Origin of the sequence: Streptomyces pratensis (genome assembly GCF_016804005.1) — a bacterium.
GTDB lineage: Bacteria > Actinomycetota > Actinomycetes > Streptomycetales > Streptomycetaceae > Streptomyces > Streptomyces pratensis_A.
In genome coordinates this window covers 6,854,011-6,872,564 of record NZ_CP051486.1, presented here as the reverse complement: position 1 = coordinate 6,872,564, position 18,554 = coordinate 6,854,011, and the positions used below count along the sequence as shown (strand labels likewise).

Genomic DNA, 18,554 nt, shown 5'->3' with positions numbered 1-18,554 from the left:
TGCGTATGTCCACAGCGTCCTTGTCCAATCCATTGTCCGCCAGGCGGACGGGGTCCGGACAGAGCTGTGGGGCGGGAGCCTTTGACGGCACCCGCCCCACAGTCATGCGGTGTCGTACGGATCACACCGTCGTGACGGCTACGGCGCGACCTTCTCGATCACGACGCTGCCGGTTCCCGCCGCGGTGCCGCGGGCGTTCACCAGCTGGACCTCACCGAAGAACTGCCGGCCCTCGGGAGCCGCTCCGGCGACCACGACCTCGGCGCCGACCTGGGCGGACGCGCCGTTGGCCAGGCTCACGGCCTTCGACTCGTCGACCTTGATCTCGCCGAGCGACGGGGCGTAGTACACGTCCCGGTAGTCGTAATCGGTGGTTCCGGCCGGGACCGAGTAGCCGTCGATGACGACGGTGTACGTGCCGGCTGCCGGATTCACCAGGCTGACGGACTCCTCGGAGCCCGCCGTCGTGGACGCGCCGACCTCGGTGCCGTCCTTGTACACGTACAGGTCGATGTCGGCGTTGGCGTCCGACGTGTTCCCGATGGCGACGTCCAGCTTCTCGACGCCCGCACCGATGGTCACCGTCTTGGTGTACTCACCACCCGTGGAGATCGACGGACGCTCGACGTCGGCCGAACCCAGCGAGCCGCCCTTCAGCGCGCCCTCCAGGTCACCGGCGTTGTTGGTGACCGTCCAGTCCACCGCGGCAGGGGTGCCGATCTTCGCCTCGGGGATGGTCTGCACCGCCGGGTCGAAGCTGGCGCCGAGCAGCGAGACATCCAGCTTGTACGGGTTGTCCAGCAGCGGCGACGTACGGCGGGACTCGACCTCGATCTCCCAGACGCCGGGCTGCGGGTCCTTGTAGAAGCGCGTGTCCGGGCGGCAGGTGTTGGCCGGGTTCTCGTAGTTCGGGTAGCAGTAGACCGTGGAGCTGTCCTCCACCGCGACCCCGTAGGGGTGGATGGAGATGAACCGGGTCTGGCTGCCCGAGCGCAGGGCGCTGAGCGCGACCTCGAGGGTCTCGGCGCCCTCGGGGACGTTCAGGAAGTACGACGTGGTGCCGTTGCGCTGCACCGAGCCGCTTGCGGAGAAGGCGTAGGCGGGCTTCACCAGCTCCTTGGCCACGACGACCGTGGTCATGATCTGCTGGTCGACGCCGACGGTCTTCGTGTCGTCCACCCGCAGGATCGCGCTGTGGATGCCGGCCGTACGGGCCTTCGCCTGGACCTTGACCGTCACCGGCTTGCCCAGCGGCAGCGAGACGGTGCTCGGACCGGTCAGCGAGAAGGTGCCGTCGTCGTTCTTGAACGACAGGGAGTGCTTCACGTCGCGGTCCGGGCCCGTGGTGCGGGTGACGGTGACGTCGTACGTCTTCTTCTGCCCCGTCTTCAGGCCGCCCTCGCGGTCGTAGAGACCGGTGCCGAAGCCCGGGGTCTTCAGCGCGAAGTCGATCGCGGTGTCGACCGGGGCCTTCACCGTGTACTCGTGCGCCGGGGCGCCCTTCTTCGCGATCTGCTTCCAGGCGCCCACGATGTCGATCAGGCCCGCACCCTGGGCGTGCGCGGGCACGTCCTTGATGTGGGTGGCGGTGCTGGTGAGCGCGGTCCGCAGGTCTGCCGGGGGCAGCTCGATGTTCTTCTGCTTCGCGGCGGACAGCAGCAGCGCCGCGGCGCCGGCGGCCTGCGGCGAGGACATCGAGGTGCCCTGCAGCATGGAGTAGCCGGCCGGGAGCGAGTAGCCCGCTTCCTTGACCGGACCACCGGCGGACCAGGTCTGCGTGGTGTTGATGGCGGCGCCGGGCGCCGTCAGGATCGGCGCGAAGCCGCCGTCCTCACGTGGACCGCGCGAGGAGAAGGGCAGCATGTCGTACTTCTTGGTGACGTTCGAGCCGTAGTTGGCCGCCCAGGTCTCCTTGGAGATGGACGCGCCCACGGAGATGACGTGGTCGGCGAGACCGGGGTCGCCGATGGTGTTGACCCCGGGGCCCTCGTTGCCGGCCGAGATGACCAGCTGGACGCCGTAGATGTCGATGAGCCGCTTGTAGAGCTCGGCGCGCGCGTTGTTGCCGTCGTTGAGCGGCGGCAGGCCGCCGATCGACATGTTGACGATGTCGACGCCGCGGTTCACGACGAGGTCGATCATGCCCTCGGTCAGCGCGATGTTGGTGCAGCCGCCGGACCAGGTGCAGGCGCGCGAGGAGACGACCTTGGCGCCGGGCGCCGCGCCGTCCATCTGGCCGCCGAACAGGCCGTTGGCCGCGGTGATACCCGCGACGTGCGTACCGTGCGAGCCCTCGATGACGCCGATGCTGACGAAGTCGGCCTTGGCGCCGGCCGCGTTGTAGACGACGTTCTTGCGGGTCTCGACGACGAACGGGATGCGCTCGACGATCTGGGTCGCCGGGTTGTCCGTGCCGAAGTAGGCGACCTGGTGCCCGTCCTTGTACGGCTTGAGCACGGCGTCGTTGCGGAAGTCCGCGTCGTTGTCCAGGTCCACGCGGGCGGTGCCGGCGACCGGGTCGTAGAGCACGCCCCACTCGTCGGTGGTGTCACCGTCGCGGTTGAGGTCGCCCGCCATGTCGCCGCCACGGGTGGCGGACTCCTTGAACACCTTGAAGCCGTACGAGCCCACCGGTGCGGAGTAGGTCGTGCTGCCGCTCGTGAAGGTCGGGCCGGACACGGTCTGGTCCATCCGCAGCCAGGTGCCGTCGCCGTCGTTGACGGGGTCGGTGGCCGTCACCCAGTCGACGATCTTGCGCTCGCCGGTGGTGGTCTTCTGCAACGCGGGGTGGCCGACGTCGACACCGGAGTCCAGGACACCGATGGTGATCCCGCGGCCGTCGGCCTTCGGGTGCTGCTTCACGAAGTCGACCGCGCCCGTCTCGAAGGACGGGTTGTACGGGTTCTTCGCCGGGGTGTTCTTGCCCGGAGCCGGGTAACTGCCCGTGGCCTTCTGCTGCTTCGACCCGGTGGCGCGGTCGCCCGTGGGCGTCGGGTCGTCGAGCTTGATCTCCTGCTTGAGATCGATGCCGTGGACCGACGACAGCTTCTGCGCCGCCTTGATGGTGGCGTCGGCGGTCGCGGTCGGTACGGTCGCCCGGACGTACCCGAGCTTGTCGTACGTCTGCCCCAGTACGGACCCCTTGACGGCGTCCAGCTGCGCGGCGACCTGCTCGGTCGCACCAGGGGTGGTGGCGACCATCATCGTGATGTTCTTCTCGCCCTTGGCCTCGGCCTTCGCCAGCACATCGGCGTCGGCTTCGCCCAGCTTGTCGCCCTTCACGCCGGCGGCGGCGGGCTTCACCGGGGAAGCGGCCGGGTCGTCGGCGGCGAAGACCGGGGCGGCGCCGGAGGCGGCCAGCGCGGCCGCCAGGCCGGCTGCCGCCGCGATGCGCGCCGCGCGTCTCGCCCCGGGTATGGAGCTGGGGGATTCCTTGGTCATCAGCATCCCTGTTTTGTGAAAGATAGAGAGAGTCCGGAATTCGGTACCCGATGACCGCTCAGCCTTTCGTAAAAGAAGGGTGTTTGTGGAGAGTTGGCGGGGACGAGAAAGGGACATGGCGTAGATCCGCCACCGGTGCCGTTGCGCCACCCACCGGGACAAAGTGCGCCGCTACCGGGGCAGGACCACCACGTAAGCGGCCGGTTCACGGTCCTCGGACGCCATCAACGCCGTACGCAGCACCACCGACAGCTGCGCCACCGATTCACGCAGGCGCTTCGGAGTCACCCGCACCACCGTGACCCCGAGCCGCTCCAGCTGTTCCCGCTCCGCGGTGAAGGCGAACTGCTCCTCCAGGGGCGAGCGGGTGCCCAGTTCGAGCGCGACCGCCTGCTCCGGCCAGTACGCGTCGACCCCGCCCAGGAAACCGCCGCCCGGCAGGGACAGCTCCACGTTCCACAGCGGCTCGGGCAGACCGTGGGAGCGCACCGTCTCGTACAGCCGGCCTTCCGCCACGGCCCGGCCCTCGACGAACAACGCGTCGACGGCGTCCACGACGTGCGGGCGTCCCAGCAGCTTGGCCGTGTTCAGCTCCGTCACGACGGAAGCGGGTTCGCAGTACCCGCCACGCACCGCCTCCGTCAGGATCCGTCGCACCGTCGGGGCGTCGGTGAGCGAGGCCACCGCGTCGGCCAGGGCCCGTTCCACCGGAGCCAGCGGCACCCCGACCCTTCGCTGCGGCAGGGGCAGGGCCGCGGTCCGGGTCACCTGGACGAACCGGGTGGAGCGCAACCGCCTGGTGCGCGGCACGAGCACGTCGATCCGGTGCAGCGCGATCACCGGGGGCGCGGAGGTGAAGCCGTACAGAGCGAGGGCCGCCAGGCCCGTGACCATGGCCTCGCCGTAGCCGGCCCCGGACCCGACGGGCACGGTCCGCCGGGCGCCGGCCGGGGGCCGGCCGGCGTACAGCAGGGCGCCGCGCACACGGTCGTCGTTCGTGGGCGGCGCCGGGTGCAGGAGGTACACGCCGGGCAGCAACTGCTGCCACGGGCCGCCGGGCAGGCAGTGCGTGGCGGTCTGCGCGGCGCTCACACCGTTGGCACGCAGCTGCGCGGCGGACTGCACGCGGTGGCTCACTCCGTGGACGGGGCGCGGGGACACGGGGGTGTTCTGAGTCATGCCGGGGAGGTTTCCGCACGTCCGCGGAGCGCTAACCCCTGTTACACGTCCGTCGACATTCCAGGACAACGCCGTCCTGAAGTACGGCAGTTCGAATGCCGAAAAGGGCGGTCCCGGCGGGAATTGCACGGCGCACGCCCCGCACGTGTGTGCGGGGCGCGCGCCGGAATCTCACGCCGTCGCGTCGCGCTCCTGCCCCCGCAGGGCCCGTGCCAGATCGTCCCGCGCCTCCAGGACCAGCCGCCGGAGCGCCGGAGCCGCCTCCGGGTGCGACGTCAGCCACGCGTCCGTCGCGGTGAGGGTCGCGGGGTCGTCCTGCAGTGCGGGGAAGAGGCCTCTGACCACGTCCATGCCGATCTGGATGGAACGCTCGGCCCACACCCGCTCGATCGCCTCGAAGTACGCGGCCGTGTACGGCGCCAGCAGTTCCCGCTGCGAGGGCTGCTCGAAGCCGGCGATCGTCGCCCCGGCGAGCGCGTTGGACAGCCTGTCCGACTCCACGACCGTCGCCCACGCCTGCGCCTTGACCGCTGCCGATGGGCGTGACGCCAGGCACCGCACATGGTGCCGCTTGCCGGACGCCGTGTCGTCCCGGGCGAGTTCGGCGTCCACAGCCGTCTCGTCGGCCTTGCCGTGCGAGGCCAGCGGGGACAGGAAGGCCCACCGCAGCTCCTGGTCGACGTCCAGGCCGTCGATCACGGCCGAGCCGTCGAGCAGCCCGCCCAGCAGCTGGAAGTCGGCGTCCGACGCCGCGACGGAGGCGAAGAACCGGGCCCACGTCAGCTGGTGCTCGCTGCCCGGCTCCGCACGCCGCAGCTCCGCCAGCGCGCCCTCGGCCAGCGCCCTGCCGCCCTCCTCACGCCAGGCCGGCGCGGCGTAGTGCACCAGAGCCGACCGGGCCCAGGCGTGCAGCATCTGCAGTACGCCGATGTCCGACTCGCGGCCGGCGGACGACAGCACCAGGGACACGAAGTCCCGGGCGGGCAGCAGCGCGTCCCGCGTCAGGTTCCACAGCGCGGACCAGCACAGTGCCCGGGCCAGCGGGTCGGTGATGTCACCGAGGTGCTCGCGCAGGGTGGCCAGGGACATCTCGTCGAAGCGGACCTTGCAGTACGTCAGGTCGTCGTCGTTGACCAGGACCAGGTCGGGCTTCTCGGACCCGGCCAGCTCCGCGACCACGGTGCGCTCCCCGGCGACATCGGTCTCGGCACGGGCGTAACGCACCAGTTCGCCCGCCGGCGAGAGCCGGTACAGGCCCACCGCGACCCGGTGGGGCCGGAGGTCCGGGTGGGACTCGGCGGCCTCCTGCGTCACGGCGAGCTCCGCGATCCGGCCGTCACCGTCGTAGGTGACGACCGGCGTGAGGACGTTGACCCCCGCGGTCTGCAGCCATGCGCGCGACCAGGCCGTCATGTCGCGCCCGGACGTCTCGGCCAGCACCGAGAGCAGGTCGCCCAGCTGCGTGTTGCCGTAGGCGTGCTGTTTGAAGTAGCGGCGCGCACCCTCCAGGAACGCGTCCCGCCCCACGTACGCCACGAGCTGCTTGAGCACCGAGGCGCCCTTGGCGTACGTGATGCCGTCGAAGTTCAGCTTGGCGTCCTCCAGGTCACGGATGTCGGCCGTGATCGGGTGCGTGGACGGCAGCTGGTCGGCGCGGTAGGCCCACGCCTTGCGGTTGTTGGCGAAGGTGATCCAGCCGTCGGTGAAACGGGTCGCCTCCACCATAGAGAACGTCCCCATGAAGTCCGCGAAGGACTCCTTCAGCCACAGGTCGTCCCACCACTGCATGGTGACCAGGTCGCCGAACCACATGTGCGCCATCTCGTGCAGGATGACGTTGGCGCGGCGCTCGTAGGAGGCCGAGGTGACCTTGCCGCGGTAGATGTACTCCTCGCGGAAGGTGACGAGGCCCGGGTTCTCCATCGCGCCGAGGTTGTACTCGGGCACGAACGCCTGGTCGTACTTCCCGAAGGGGTACGGGTAGTCGAAGTTGTCGTGGAAGAAGTCCAGGCCCTGCTTGGTGACGAGGAAGACGTCGTCCGCGTCGAAGTGACGGGCGAGCCCCTTGCGGCACATCGCGCCGAGCGGGACCTCGAGCTTCGATCCGTCGTCGAACGTACGCGCGTAGACGTCGCTCACGTAGTGGTACGGGCCCGCGACGACCACCGTGATGTACGTCGAGATCGGCAGCGTCTCCGCGAACCGGTGGACCTCACCCTCCTGCGACTCCTCCGCGCCGTTGCTCCAGACCCGCCAGCCCTCGGGCGCGGTCACCTCGAAGCGGTAGGGCGCCTTGAGGTCGGGCTGCTCGAAGTTGGCGAATACGCGCCGAGCGTCAGCAGGCTCGTACTGCGTGTAGAGGTAGACCTCGCCGTCCTCCGGGTCGACGAAGCGGTGCATGCCCTCGCCGGTCCGGCTGTAGGCGCACTGCGCGTCGACCACCAGGACGTTCTCGCCCTCGGAGAGGTCCTCCAGCGTGATCCGGGTGCCGTCGAAGACGGCCGCGGGGTCCAGGTCCTTGCCGTTCAGCGTCACCGCGTCCACGGACGGGGCCAGCAGGTCGGCGAAGGTCGAGGCCCCGGCACGGGCGGCGCGGAAGCGGATCGTGGTCTGCGAGCGGAAGGTGCGCGGACCGGCCTCGTCGCCCCCGTCGGGCTCACCGACGGCGGAGCGGAGGTCGAGTACGACCTCGTAACCGTCGACGGTCAGCAGCTCGGCCCTCTCGCGGGCCTCGTCGCGGGACAGGTTCTCACCGGGCACGGAGCACTCCTTTGTGTCTCGTTCGAAGACCTTCGATCCTCCCATGCGGCCCCGGAGGCCCGTGCACGGGAATGGCCGGAGGGCCCCGTGGTGTTCCGGCTCACAGGTGCAGACCGACCTCATGAGGAGAGACATGCCCGAGAACAGCACAGCCGCAGCCAAGGTCCCGGCCGACTTCTGGTTCGACCCGCTCTGTCCCTGGGCCTGGATGACCTCCCGCTGGATGCTGGAGGTGGAGAAGGTCCGCGACATAGAGGTGCGCTGGCATGTGATGAGCCTCGCCGTGCTCAACGAGCCCAGGCTCGACGAGCTGCCCGAGGAGTACCAGGAGATGATGCGCACCCAGGCATGGGCGCCGGTCCGCGTCGTCGTCGCCGCACAGCAGAAGCACGGCGACGAGGTCGTCGGCCCGCTGTACACCGCCCTCGGCACCCGCTTCCACAACAACGGCGAGGGTCCCACCCGCGAGGCGATCGCGGGCGCGCTCGCGGACGTCGGCCTGCCGGCGGAGCTCCTGGAGTACGCCGACTCCGACGCCTACGACAAGGAGCTGCGCGCCTCCCACCAGGAGGGCATCGACAAGGTCGGCCAGGACGTCGGCACCCCGGTCATCGCCGTGCCCGGCTCCGACGGCGAGCAGATCGCCTTCTTCGGCCCGGTCGTGACCCCCGCCCCGAAGGGCGAGGAGGCGGCGAGGCTCTGGGACGGCACGCTGCTGGTGGCGTCGATACCCGGCTTCTACGAGATCAAGCGCACCCGTACGCAGGGCCCCGTCTTCGACTGACCGGTGCGGGCGGTGCGGGCGGTGCGGGCGGTGAGGGCCCGCACCGCCCGCCAGCACGCACGGGGCGCGTCAGCGGGCGCGGCGGATGCGGATCGGGCCGCGGGCCTCCGCCGGTCCGACGGGGCGGCCGGCCTGGGTGATCTCCACCTCGCCGGCCGTGACCAGCCGCCGGGCAGCGCGGCGGGCCGGTTCCATGAGCGCCCGCCAGCCGTCGTCGTCCCCTGCGTACACCGCTCGTGCGGCATCGGACGGGCAGATGGTCGAGGCCGGCCCACGACGCTCCAGCAGCTCCAGGATGGCTCGTTCCAGGCGCCGGTCCGTCTGCCGTTCGGTGTCCGTCACCCTGCCAGTCTCGCACCGGGCGGCGACGGAAGGCAGGACGAAGGCGCCCCTGGCTGACCACCGACGGCCGGGGGGAACGGCCGCTGTCCGGGTACGAGGCTCTCGCGGACGGCGACGGCCGTGGCCCGCGTTCGGTTCGGGCAGCCCATTCCCGAGGGCCGCACCCGGGTCCTCCCGGAACCGGTGGGGGATGCCGCGCCCGGTCCCGGCCCGGCATGGCGGTCATGTGTCGTGGACGGCGCGGGTATTGCCGACCGCGTGAACCGTCCCTCATGATCTGCCCATGCCAGCTGCGGGTTCGGCTCACCACGCGGCCCCGCTCCTGCCGCGCACCGTGCGGATCGGTTACGGGCTCGGTTCCCTCTGCACCGGCACTTTCGCGACCGTGCCGGGCCTGATCCTGCTCTACTACCTCACCAACGTCCTCGCCGTGCCCGCCGCCGTCGCGGGCGCCGCCGTCTTCCTGCCCAAGGCCTGGGACGTCCTCATCAACCCCCTGGTCGGCGCGCTCTCCGACCGCAGCAGGCTGCGCGGCGGGCCGCGACGGCCGTTCCTGCTGATCGGCGCCTGCGCCCTGCCGCCGCTCTTCGCCCTCGTCTTCGCCGCGCCGCCGCTGCGGGGCGCCCCTGCCGCCGGCTACGTCGCCGCCCTCTTCCTGCTCGCCGCCACCGCGTACGCCGTCTTCCAGGTCCCGTACGTGACCATGCCCGCCGAGATGACCGAGGACCCGCACGAACGCGGTCGTGTCCTCGGCTGGCGGGTGGGTTTCCTCGGCGTCGCCATCCTGCTGTCCGGCGCCCTGGCCCCGGCGATCGCGCACGCCGACGGGGACACGCCGGAGAGCTACCGGCTGATGGGCGTCGCCGTCGCCGTGCTGCTGGCCGTCGGCATGTTCGGGGCCTGGGCGGCCACCCGCCGCGCCCCGGCGGTCGCCCGCAGCGAGGCCGAACCCTCCCTGCGGGCCCAGCTGGCCGCCGCCCGGTCCAGCACACCGTTCCTGTACCTGGCCGGGATGTGGACGCTGCAGGCGCTCGCCATCGGCGTGATGCTGGCCGGCGTCCAGTACTTCGCGACGTACACGCTCGGTTCGGCGGGCGCCGTCACCCCGCTGTTCGCCTGTCTGATCGGCCCGCTGGTGCTCTTCATGCCGCTCTGGAACCGGCTGGCCCGCCGCAGGGGCGTGACGTACGCCCAGTGGTGCGCCTCGCTGCTCTACACGGCCGGCGCCGTGCTCCTCGCCTTCACCGGTGTCGCGGGTCCCGCCATCGGCTACACGGCGGTCGTCCTCGTCGGAATCGCCTACGCCGGGCTCCAGCTGCTCCCTCTGACGATGCTCGCGGACACCCTGGCCGCCGACGCCGTCAACACCGGCAGACGCAGGGCCGCGACGTTCACCGGGCTGTGGACCGCGGCCGAGACCCTCGCCTTCGCGCTGGGCGCGGGGGTGTTCGCGCTCGTCCTGGCCGTGACCGGATTCCGTTCCTCCGACGCCGCGCACCAGGTGGTACAGCCGGACGCGGCCCTGACCGGGATCACCGCCGGGATGAGCGTGCTGCCCGCCGTGCTCGCCGCGGCGAGCCTCCTGCTGCTGCGCCGCTACCACGAGCCCTCGACCGTGTCCCGCCCCCTCCAGGAAGAGCCCGCCCGTGCCGACTGACCCCACCCTGCCCGACGGCCGCCCGGCCGCCGAGGTGCTCGCCGAACTGCGCGCCCTGCGCCGGGCGGACGCGCCCACCCGTGGGGGCCGCACCTTCGCCTACGTCTACGACGCGGGTCTCGACGGCCTCGACGAGCTGGCCGCAGAGGCGTACACAGCGTTCGCGACGGTCAACGGACTCGACCCCACGGTCTTCCCGAGCGTGGCCCGGCTGGAGAACGACGTGGTCGGCGCCGTCGCCGCGCTGCTCGGCGCCCCCGGCGCCCAGGGGACGTTCACCAGCGGCGGCACGGAAAGCATCCTGCTCGCCGTCAAGACCGCCCGCGACCACGCCCGGTCGGTGCGCGGGATCACCGGCCCCCAGCTGGTGCTGCCCTCCACCGCACACGCCGCCTTCCACAAGGCCGCCGCCTACCTGGGCGTCGAGCCCGTCGTCGTACCCGTCGACCCGGACACCTACCGCGCCGACGCCGCAGCCATGGCCGCCGCGCTGACCGACCGCACCGCACTGGTGGTCGCCTCCGCCCCCTCGTACGCCCACGGGGTCGTCGACCCCGTCGCCGAGATCGCCGCGGCGGCCGCCGGGCGCGGGGTGCTCTGCCACGTGGACGCGTGCATCGGCGGCTGGATCCTGCCCCACCTGCGGCGCGCCGGGCGCGAGGTGGAACCCTTCGACCTCACCGTGCCCGGTGTCACATCGCTCTCGGTCGACCTGCACAAGTACGCGTACGCCGACAAGGGCGCCTCGGTCGTCCTGTACCGCGACGCCGAGCTGCGCCGCCACCAGTACTTCGCCCACGCGGGCTGGCCCGGCTACCCCGTCGTCAACCCGACCGTGCAGGGCACCAAGTCCGGCGGTCTGCTGGCCCAGGCATGGGCGGTCCTCCAGTACGTCGGCGAGGACGGCTACACCGCGCTCGCTGGCCGGGTCGCCGAGGCCTCGGACCGGCTGCTCGCCGGGCTGCGGTCCTTCGACGGCGTACGGGTGCTCGGCGATCCCGCCGCCGGTCTCGTGGCGTTCACCGTCGAGGGGGAGGGCGGCCCGGACCTCAGCCTGCTCCTCCACCTCGCCGACGAGATGCGTGAGCTCGGCTGGTACCTCCAGCCGCAGCTCTCGTTCGAGGGCCTCCCGCCCAACCTCCACCTCACGCTCACCCCCGCCACGGTCGGCCAGGTCGACGCCCTGCTCGACGACCTCGGCACCGCCCTGGGGAAGGCCCGCGCCCTGGAGCCGGTGACCGTGGACCCCGGCCTCGCCGAACTCGCCGCCGGCCTGGACCCGCAGACGCTCGGACCGGACGAGGTCGCGGCCGTCCTCGCCTTCGCCGGCCTCGGCGGCGGACTGCCCGGCCGGACTGCGCCCGTACTCGTCCTGCTGGACGCGCTGCCGGGGCCGCTCAAGGAGCGGCTCCTCTCGGAGTTCATCGGCTCCGTCTTCCGGATCTGAGGGAGTCCGGCGCCCAGGCACGGGAGAACCCCCGCGAGTCACGTCCTCGCGGGGGTTCTCCGTTCATCCGCCTGCCGGGTGAAAGCTGAGAAGACGATCACGAGGCAGGACGCTCGGGGTCTCCCCGTCAGGGGGCGAGCAGCAGCACGTCCGCGCGCTCCTTGGCGGCGGCGTAGCGCTTCGCCACGTCCTGCCAGTTGACGACGCGCCACATCGCCTCGATGAAGTCCACCTTCTGGTTCTTGTACTGCAGGTAGAAGGCGTGCTCCCAGGCGTCGAAGACGAGGACCGGGACCGAGCCCTGGCCGACGTTGCCCTGGTGGTCGTAGACCTGCTCGACGATCAGCTTCCCGCTGACCGGCTCGTAGGCGAGGACGCCCCAGCCGGAGCCCTGCGTGGTCGCCGCCGCCTTCGTCAGCTGGGACTTGAAGCCGGCGTACGAACCGAAGGAGTCCGCGATCGCGTCCGCCAGGTCGCCCACACCGTCCGCCGCGAGCGGCTCGCCGCCGCCGTCACCGGTCATGTTGTGCCAGTAGATCGAGTGCAGGATGTGGCCGGAGAGATGGAACGCGAGGTTCTTCTGGAGGCCGTTGACCGCGCCCCAGTCTTCCTTGTCGCGGGCCTCTTCCAGCTGCTCCAGGGTGTCGTTCGCACCCTTGACGTACGCGGCGTGGTGCTTGTCGTGGTGGAGCTCGATGATCTGCGGGTTGATGACCGGTTCGAGCGCCGCGTAGTCGTACGGGAGTTCCGGAAGCGTGTACGTGGCCATGGGTTCGAACCCTCCAACTGCTACCTGGTGGTTATTGCAAGCTATTCGCAATTGCAGGCTAGCAGGAGGAGGGCCCGAAGGTGATCAGCCGTTCGTCCTAGGACCGGAGTTCGTCGCGCGCGGCCGCGGCCAGGTCGGGGAAGTCCGTCACGACGGCGTCCACGCCCCGGCCGAAGTGGAAGGCGTACTCGGCGAACGCGTCACCGAAGCCGTTCGGCGCGGTGCCCTTCCGGTACCCGGCCGGCAGGTACTGGTTCTCGGCGCGGAAGGTGTAGGCGCCGACCTCCAGTCCGGCCGCGTGGGCATCGTCCAGCAGGGTGAGCGGCGGGACCAGCGAGGACTCGTCCGGGCCGATCCAGCCCGCGTACGAGGCGATCTCGCGCAGCCCGGCCGGCGTCATCATGTCCTTGTACGTCACGGGGTGGCCGTAGGGACCGCCGCTCGTCCCCAGGGCCTGCCACAGCGGGAGCCCGAGACGGGCCGCCGCCACCTCGCGGAGGCTGGACGGGTCGAACGACTGGACGACGCAGTCGCGTGCGGTCAGGCGGTTGCGGCGGACGATCCTGATGAGCTCGGGCTCCAGGGGCAGTCCGACCGAACGGAAGTACACCGGGTGCTTGGTCTCCGGGAAGACCGTGATCCGGCGGCCGTGCTCCTTGGACAGGACGCGGGCCAGATCGACGACCTCCTGGAAGGTCATGATCCGCTCGCGGCCGTCGAAGACGGTGTTGCGGTCACGGACCAGGGGGAGCCGCTCCACCGCGCGCAGTGTCCTCAGCTCGGCGAGGGTGAAGTCCTCGGTGAACCAGCCCGCGACGGCGCGGCCGTCCACCGTCTTCGTGGTGCGGCGGCCGGCGAACTCCGGGTGCAGGGCCACGTCCGTGGTGCCGGAGATCTCGTTCTCGTGGCGCACCACCAGGACGTGGTCCTTCGTCGGGACCAGGTCGGGCTCGATCCAGTCGGCCCCGGCGCGCACCGCGAACGTGTAGGAGGACACGGTGTGTTCGGGGCGCCATCCGGCGGCGCCGCGATGGCCGATGACGAGCGGGCCTCCACGGCCCCCGTGCTGCGCTCAGTCCCGGGCGGCCGTACCGCGCTCCGCGCGCTTCTGCCGTACCAGGCCGATCCCGATCAGCAGCGCGGTCAGCACACCGGTCGCCAGCAGCTGGTCCCGCGTGTCGGGCTGCCGCAGCATCAGGACGAAGATGCCCGCCATGGCCGCCAGCGCCACGATCGTCAGGACCGGGAAGAACCACATCCGGACGACGAGCCGGTCGGGGGCCTCGCGCTCCGTCCGCCTGCGGAGGATGAGCTGGGAGACGGCGATGAAGATCCAGACGACCAGGATCACCGCGCCGATCATGTTGAGGAGCCACGGGAAGACGTCGTCGGGGCGCCAGTAGCTGAGCAGCACGCAGAGGAAGCCGAAGACGGAGGAGGCGAGCACGGCGTTCCGGGGGACGCCCGAGGGGGAGATCCTGCCGAGCACCTTCGGGCCCTGGCCACGGGCCACGAGGGAGCGGGCCATGCGCGAGGAGCCGTAGATGTTGGCGTTCATCGCGGAGAGGAGGGCGATCAGGATGACCACGTTCATGATCTCGGCGGCGCCGCTGATGCCGAGGTTGTCGAGCATCGCGTAGAAGGGGCCGACCTCGGCGACCTCGGGGTCGTCCCACGGCACGAGGGTCACGATGACCGCCATCGAACCGATGTAGAAGACCGCGATGCGCCACATCGCCGTACGCACCGCCTTGGCGACGCCCTGTACGGGGTTCTCGGACTCGGCGGCCGCGATGGTGACGGTCTCCAGACCGCCGTACGCGAAGACCGAGGCGAGCAGACCGATGATGAGGCCTTCGGAGCCGTTCGGCATGAAACCGCCGTCCCCGGTCAGATTCGAGGTCCCGGGGGAGTCCGTGCCGGGCAGCACGCCCAGGATCGCGAGGAGTCCCAGCACCAGGAACAGGGTGATCGCGATGACCTTGAGCGCCGCGAACCAGAACTCGAACTCACCGAAGTTCTTGACGGCCGCGAGATTCGTGCCGAGGAAGATCACCATGAACAGGGCGACCCAGGCCCACTCCGGCGTACCGGGGAGCCAGCCGGTGACGATCTGCGCGGCGCCGATGCCCTCCAGGCCGACCGCGACGCAGAGCAGCACCCAGAACGACCACCCGGCGGTGAAGCCCGCCCACGGCCCGATCGCGCGCTCCGCGTGGACGGAGAAGGAGCCGGAGGCGGGGTTGGCCGCCGACATCTCGCCGAGCATCCGCATCACGAACATGACCAGCAGTCCGGAGATGCCGTAGGCGACGACGATCGAGGGACCGGCCGCGGCGATGCCCGCACCCGAGCCGACGAACAGCCCGGCCCCGATCACACCGCCGAGGGCGATCATCGACAGGTGGCGCTGCTTCAGTCCATGGGAGAGTGCGGAGTCGGCAGCGGGGGCGGCGGCGTCCGTGGGGGGCGGCGCGGAGGTCCGGGACATGGACAGGCTCTGTTCACTGGTCGGGACGGGGGTCGGCCCACAGTCTGGCCACGAGCCCCGCCCAGAGGGAACGGATGTCCGCTATACGGTCACCAGGCTCACACAAGGTGCTCACCCGCCTACGGCCGCGCGCGCAGCTCCCGCACCGCCGCGACGAGCAGCACGAGGCCGGTCGCGCCCGCCGACCACAGCACCTGCGGACGGGCCGCGTCATCGGTGAGCATCAGCAGCAGGACGGCCAGCAGACCGGCCAGGGTCACCCAGGTGAGATGAGGGAAGCACCACATCCGCAGCGTCAGCGCGCCAGGCGCCTCCCGTTCGAGCCGGCGCCGCAGCCGCAGCTGCGAGGCGGCGATCAGGCCCCAGACGAACAGCAGGACCGCCCCGACCGAGTTGAGCATGTAGAGGAAGACGGTGTCGGGCCACTCGAGATTGAGCAGTACGGAGACGAAGCCGAAGGCCACCGAGGCCAGCACCGCCCGACGGGGAACCCCGCCGCCCTGCCCGCCCGACACCTTCAGCAGCCCGCGCGGCGCCTCGCCGCGCTCGGCCAGGGAGAAGATCATCCGGGACGAGCCGTAGAGATTGGCGTTGAGTGCCGAGAGCAGTGCCACGAACACCACGATGTTCATGATCTGCCCCGCCGACGGCACCCCCATCGAGTCCAGGACCTTCACGTACGGGCTGAGACCCGCCTGCTGCGCCGTCCACGGGAGGACGGTCACGATCACCAGCATCGAACCGACGTAGAAGAAGAGGATGCGCACCACCGCGCTGCGTACCGCGCGCCCCACGGCGCGGGCCGGATCGTCGGTCTCGGCCGCCGCGATCGTCACGACCTCCAGGCCGCCGAAGGCGAACACCACAGTGAGCACGCCGGAGACGACACCGTCCCAGCCGTTCGGCACGAAGCCGCCCTGGCCGGTGAGGTTGGTCAGTCCCACCGGATCGGTGTCGGGGAGGACGCCGAGGACGGCCAGCAGGCCGAGGGTGAGGAAGACCACGATCGCGGCCACCTTCAGCGCGGCGAACCAGAACTCGAACTCGCCGAAGTTCTTCACGGCCGTCAGGTTGGCCACGGTGAACACCACCATGAACAGCAGCACCCAGAGCCACTGGTCCACCGCGGGCACCCACGCGTGAGCGATCTGCGCGGCCGCCGTCGCCTCGACGGCGAGCACCACCACCAGCATGAACCAGTAGAGCCAGCCCACGCTGAAGCCGGCCCAGCGGCCCAGCGCGCGTTCCGCGTGGACGGAGAAGGACCCCGACGCGGGCATCGCCGCGGACATCTCGCCGAGCATCCGCATCACCAGCATCGCGAGCGTGCCCGCGATCAGGTACGAGACGACGACGGCCGGCCCGGCGACGGCGATCCCGGCGCCCGAGCCGACGAAGAGACCGGCACCGATCACCCCGCCCAGACCCAGCATCGTCAGATGGCGTTGCTTCAGGCCGTGCGCGAGGGGCTCGGACGGTACGGGGGAGTGCGTGGGGGGCGCGTCGTGCATGAGCTGCGGATCACTCTCGGATCATTTATGGGGAACCTACAGTCTCACGGGAGGTCACCCCGTCCCGAACGGAGGGCTGGGCGCACCCCCACCTCAGTGACCAGCATCACGCCGATGAGTGATTGCGCAACGTTCTTTGTCCAAACCCGATAAACTCCTCAACCGCCGCTTTGTGGGCGGCTGATGGTGTTCCGGCGACGCCCCGTCGGCTAACGTCACCCTCAGTCCGTCCCTGCCTGCCGACCTCACCCGCGGAGTCCCGATGAGCACTGCTGCCGCCCCCGTCCGTTCCGGAGCGGTCCTCGCCGACCTGCTGCCCGCAGCCCGGCACCGTTACGCCGTGGACGCGGCGCTGGTCGTCGGTGGCGCCGCGCTCACCGGTATCGCGGCCCAGATCGCCGTGCCCGTCCCCGGCTCCCCGGTCCCCGTCACCGGCCAGACCTTCGCCGCGCTGCTCATCGGCACCGCGCTCGGCGCCCGCCGCGGCTTCCTGTCCCTCGCCCTGTACGCGCTCGTCGGCATGGCCGGCATGCCGTGGTTCTCCGAGGGCACCTCAGGCCCGGGCGGCGCGTCGTTCGGCTACGTCCTCGGCATGCTGCTCGCCGCCACGGTCGTCGGCGGCCTCGCGCGTCGGGGCGGTGACCGGTCCGTCCTGCGCACCGCGGGCACGATGGCGGTCGGCTCCCTCATCATCTACGCGGTCGGCGTGCCGTACCTGGCGCTCTCCACGGGCATGTCGATGAGCGCGGCGGTCGCTGCCGGCCTGGTGCCGTTCCTGATCGGTGACGCCCTCAAGGCCGCGCTGGCCATGGGCGCGCTGCCGGCCTCCTGGAAGCTCATCGGGCGTCGCGGCTGACGCCGTAGGCACCACCGAAGAGGCTCGCCGGGTCGTGTCGCGACACCAGACCGGCGAGCCTCTCGCGTGTCCGGGGGTCATGGAGATCCTCCGTGCGGTCCCCGCCGCCGAAGGAGAAGTTCAGCGAGCGGCCCAGGACGTACGGCGCCGTCTCCCCGGCCACCTCCGCGTACAGCGCCCGTACCGCAGTCACGTCCGTACCGTCCAGAGGTGACAGCAACCGCAGCAGGAAGCCCGCGTCCCGGTGGGGCACGGCGCTGTCGTGGGCGGGCCGCGCGGTCAGCGCGCCGCCCAGGTGGTTGAGCTGGACCACCGTCGTCATGGGGGCCTTCGGCCCGGTCAGCCCCAGCACCCGCGCGGCGGCCCCGGCGTCCAGGTCGCGGAGCATCAGGCCCTCGCCGTAATAGGCGTGCGGGAACGGCGGATCGCTGTGGATGGTGTGGCTCTCGGTGTACGGCATCTCCCGCAGCGAGTCCGACAGCGCGGCCCCGGCCGCCCGCAGCGGCGCCACCAGCGCCTCGCCGTCCGCGGCCGGCCCGGTGTACGCGACGCGCACCGATACGACGTACCGGCCCCGCAGCGGCTCCGGCAGCTGCGGCATGTCGGGATAGCGCAGGGCCGCCACCGAGGAGGTGCAGGTCTCCGGTACGGTCCGCGTCCACTCCAGGTAGCTCCGCAGCACCTCCGGGGCCGTGTCCCCGTCGAAGGCCAGGGAGCCGCCGTACAGCCGTTCCACGGCCACCAGGCCGGTCTCCAGACCCGCCACGACGCCCAGCCGGTGCCCGCCTCCCCGCAGTCCCCAGAAGAGGTCCGGCTCGCTGTCCGGGGTGACATGGCGCAGGACAGCGTCGGCGGTCACGACGTCCAGCGAACGGACCTGGTCGGCGGCGTAGCCGAACTCCCGGGCCAGGATGCCGAGCCCGCCGCCCAGGGTGTAGGAGACGGCCCCCACAGCGGGCGCTGAGCCGTTCAGCGGGGCGAGCCCGTGCGGGGCCGCCGCCGCGATGACCCCGCCCCAGGTCGCGCCCGCCCCGATGTGCGCGGTGCGGCGCACCGGGTCGATCCGCACGGTGTCCATCCGGCGCGTGCTGATCAGCACTCCGCCCTCGACGGGGCCGGGCAGCCCGTGTCCGGTCGCGTGGACGGCGACGGGCAGACCGCGCGCGGCGGCGTCCCGCACCGCGGTGATGACGTCGGCGGCACCCGTGGCCTCCACCAGGAGGTCGGGGCCGATGGTGAAGCCGGTCTGGAAGCTGTCGACTGTGGCGGTCATGAGGAAGGCTCTCCGTTCGCTCGCGGGATCGCGTGGCGAGGGAG

At 71.3% G+C, this 18,554-nt stretch carries 12 protein-coding genes and 1 pseudogene; 4 read left to right on the top strand and 9 right to left on the bottom strand.

The features are described from left to right. Positions 1 to 138: 138 nt before the first annotated feature. From HED23_RS28720 to pepN, 3 genes are all read right to left on the bottom strand, one after another. Positions 139 to 3,447, bottom strand: coding sequence for a S8 family serine peptidase (locus HED23_RS28720; RefSeq protein ID WP_203186261.1), 3,309 nt, complete (start codon positions 3,445 to 3,447; stop codon positions 139 to 141). Between the two features lie 165 nt (positions 3,448 to 3,612). Then, positions 3,613 to 4,620 carry a hypothetical protein gene (locus tag HED23_RS28715; protein WP_203186260.1) on the bottom strand — a complete coding sequence of 336 codons (1,008 nt, stop codon included), beginning with the start codon at positions 4,618 to 4,620 and terminating at the stop codon, positions 3,613 to 3,615. A gap of 171 nt (positions 4,621 to 4,791) precedes the next feature. After that, a complete protein-coding gene (pepN, locus tag HED23_RS28710) occupies positions 4,792 to 7,380 on the bottom strand; it encodes an aminopeptidase N (RefSeq protein WP_203186259.1) in 2,589 nt (862 codons plus the stop codon). A gap of 133 nt (positions 7,381 to 7,513) precedes the next feature. On the opposite strand from pepN, the gene HED23_RS28705 reads away from it, so the two are divergent. Further along, on the top strand, positions 7,514 to 8,164 hold the full coding sequence (locus tag HED23_RS28705) for a DsbA family protein (protein ID WP_203186258.1): 651 nt from the start codon (positions 7,514 to 7,516) through the stop codon (positions 8,162 to 8,164). A 69-nt stretch (positions 8,165 to 8,233) separates the two neighbouring features. On the opposite strand, the gene HED23_RS28700 is transcribed toward HED23_RS28705, so the two are convergent. Continuing rightward, on the bottom strand, positions 8,234 to 8,506 hold the full coding sequence (locus HED23_RS28700) for a DUF3253 domain-containing protein (RefSeq protein ID WP_203186257.1): 273 nt from the start codon (positions 8,504 to 8,506) through the stop codon (positions 8,234 to 8,236). Between the two features lie 283 nt (positions 8,507 to 8,789). Here HED23_RS28700 and HED23_RS28695 point away from each other — a divergent pair, with 283 nt between their 5' ends. Next, positions 8,790 to 10,163: an MFS transporter gene (locus HED23_RS28695; protein ID WP_203186256.1), complete on the top strand. Its 1,374-nt coding sequence runs from the start codon at positions 8,790 to 8,792 to the stop codon at positions 10,161 to 10,163. Next, positions 10,153 to 11,610, top strand: coding sequence for a pyridoxal phosphate-dependent decarboxylase family protein (locus HED23_RS28690; protein WP_203186255.1), 1,458 nt, complete (start codon positions 10,153 to 10,155; stop codon positions 11,608 to 11,610). The genes HED23_RS28695 and HED23_RS28690 overlap by 11 nt, the downstream gene beginning before the upstream one ends. 127 nt (positions 11,611 to 11,737) lie before the next feature. Here HED23_RS28690 and HED23_RS28685 read toward each other — a convergent pair whose 3' ends face one another. The 4 genes and pseudogenes from HED23_RS28685 to HED23_RS28670 form a co-directional block, all read right to left on the bottom strand. Beyond that, a complete protein-coding gene (locus HED23_RS28685) occupies positions 11,738 to 12,379 on the bottom strand; it encodes a superoxide dismutase (RefSeq protein ID WP_203186254.1) in 642 nt (213 codons plus the stop codon). A 97-nt stretch (positions 12,380 to 12,476) separates the two neighbouring features. Then, positions 12,477 to 13,430 (bottom strand): annotated as a pseudogene (locus tag HED23_RS28680) (glycerophosphodiester phosphodiesterase family protein); the annotation flags it as partial. Positions 13,431 to 13,451: 21 nt separating this feature from the next. Continuing rightward, positions 13,452 to 14,870, bottom strand: a complete 1,419-nt coding sequence (locus tag HED23_RS28675) for an amino acid permease (RefSeq protein ID WP_203186253.1) — start codon at positions 14,868 to 14,870, stop codon at positions 13,452 to 13,454. Between the two features lie 119 nt (positions 14,871 to 14,989). Further along, entirely contained in the window at positions 14,990 to 16,381 is a 1,392-nt protein-coding gene (locus tag HED23_RS28670; protein ID WP_203186252.1) for an amino acid permease, read from the bottom strand. 262 nt (positions 16,382 to 16,643) lie between these two features. On the opposite strand from HED23_RS28670, the gene HED23_RS28665 reads away from it, so the two are divergent. Next, on the top strand, positions 16,644 to 17,237 hold the full coding sequence (locus HED23_RS28665) for a biotin transporter BioY (RefSeq protein WP_203186251.1): 594 nt from the start codon (positions 16,644 to 16,646) through the stop codon (positions 17,235 to 17,237). Here the strand turns inward: HED23_RS28665 and HED23_RS28660 are convergent. Next, positions 17,218 to 18,510 carry an FAD-binding oxidoreductase gene (locus tag HED23_RS28660; protein WP_203186250.1) on the bottom strand — a complete coding sequence of 431 codons (1,293 nt, stop codon included), beginning with the start codon at positions 18,508 to 18,510 and terminating at the stop codon, positions 17,218 to 17,220. The genes HED23_RS28665 and HED23_RS28660 overlap by 20 nt on opposite strands. Between the last annotated feature and the right edge of the window lie 44 nt (positions 18,511 to 18,554).